This is a genomic window from Salipiger sp. HF18, from assembly GCF_011806505.1.
Taxonomy (GTDB): Bacteria; Pseudomonadota; Alphaproteobacteria; order Rhodobacterales; family Rhodobacteraceae; genus Salipiger; species Salipiger thiooxidans.
This window is the reverse complement of record NZ_JAATOS010000744.1, coordinates 1-1,435: the sequence shown is the minus strand read 5'-3', so window position 1 is coordinate 1,435 and position 1,435 is coordinate 1. Positions and strand designations below refer to the sequence as shown.

Annotated in this window: 2 protein-coding genes; one reads left to right on the top strand and one right to left on the bottom strand. The window is 66.8% G+C overall.

Annotated features, from left to right (window positions below):
- Positions 1-889, bottom strand: an 889-nt coding sequence (locus HC022_RS26500; protein WP_167454374.1) for a PfkB family carbohydrate kinase, incomplete at its 3' end; no start/stop codon positions are given.
- 465 nt (positions 890-1,354) lie between these two features.
- Between HC022_RS26500 and HC022_RS26495 the strand changes: the two genes are divergently transcribed.
- Positions 1,355-1,435 (top strand): type II 3-dehydroquinate dehydratase (locus HC022_RS26495; RefSeq protein ID WP_167454375.1); only part of this gene is annotated, 81 nt, incomplete at its 3' end.

The window sequence follows — 1,435 nt, the reverse complement described above, 5'->3', positions numbered from 1 at the left end:
ACGGGATGTCTCCGGATACGTAGGTGGCGGCGGCGGCAAGCGCGCGGTCGAGCGCCTCGGCCCGGCCTGCGCCGCCAAGTTCGGCCACGATATGCGCGGCCATGAAGGTGTCGCCGGCGCCGGTGACACGGGTCACCAGCACCTCGGGCGGACATTCTGCGACGATGCCCTCGGGCGTCGCATCGCAGGCGGCATCGCCGCCGTTGGTCACGACGGCCCGGGCGGCGCCACGCTCGACCAGCCGGGCGGCGGCCTGCGGGGCGCTGTCGAAGCTGGTCTGGCAGAGCAGCCCGGCTTCCTCGAGATTGACGTAAAGCACGCCGCGACGGGCGCGCAGGAACGGCATCAGCCGCTCGGCCTTGCCGGGGCTCGCGGGCGCAATACGCAGGTCTGCGGCGGCAAAGGCCGGGTCGCGCGCAATCTCGTCGAGCAGCGTCTCGGTCAGGTTGCCGTCGAGCGCCACGGGGCCGTTGTAGGGCGCCTCGACGCTGCCAAGGGTGCCGTCGAGCAGCGGCTGCAGGATGCGCGCGCCGGCGCGTTCCAGCGTATGAGCGTCGGCAATCGCGGCAATGAGCCCGTTGGCGCCTTCGACCGCCATGTAGCGGTCGGTCGGCAGGTCATCGGAGCGGTAGAGATAGCCGGTCTCGCACCCGAGCTGGGCGCAGGCCTCGGTGAGCTCGTTGCCTTCGCGGTCGCGGCCGACGGCACTGAGCAGCCCGGGGCGTAGCCCGAAGCGGGCGAAGGTCATCGCGATGTTCAGCGCGACGCCGCCGGGCAGCCGGGTGATGTGCCCGGGAACATCCGACCCCTGACGCATGTGGCTCGCAGATCGGCCGATGACGTCCCAGAGTACGGAGCCGATGCAGAGGATGTCCGGTGTCTCTTCCATGCGGGGAGTTGTGACCGAGCCGCGCGTTCCGGGCAAGAGGCAGAACGCATGCTGCCGGCGGATCTTCTGCGATGGACCGTGTGAGCGGGACCTGAGGAACGAAGCCCAAGCCATTGGATTAAAATGCCGTTCTCGGAAGAGCTCTCAGCCTCGGAACCGTATATGGCAGGCATTCTCGGCGTCTGAAGGGGGTGTGGTACGCAGATCCCCAAGCGGATGGACGTATTACGTATAATCAGTATTATGTATAACGTAGTGCATGTCGAACCCCTGAAATCCGCGTGGATCCCGCCCCCGACACGCCCCAGAGGCACGCCCGCCCGCCGAGACGTGCCCCGGACGACGCCCAAAGCAGGATCAAAGCGCCGCAGACGGGTCCGGAATAGGGAAAATGCGATGCTCCTTTCTGGACAACGGCGCGCATCGCGAGATAACTGGTGGCCATTCTTTTTGGAGGTCATTCACATGCCAGGGTTCCTGATCCTCAACGGTCCGAACCTCAACCTTCTCGGGACGCGCCAGCCGGAGGTCTACGGTCACACCACG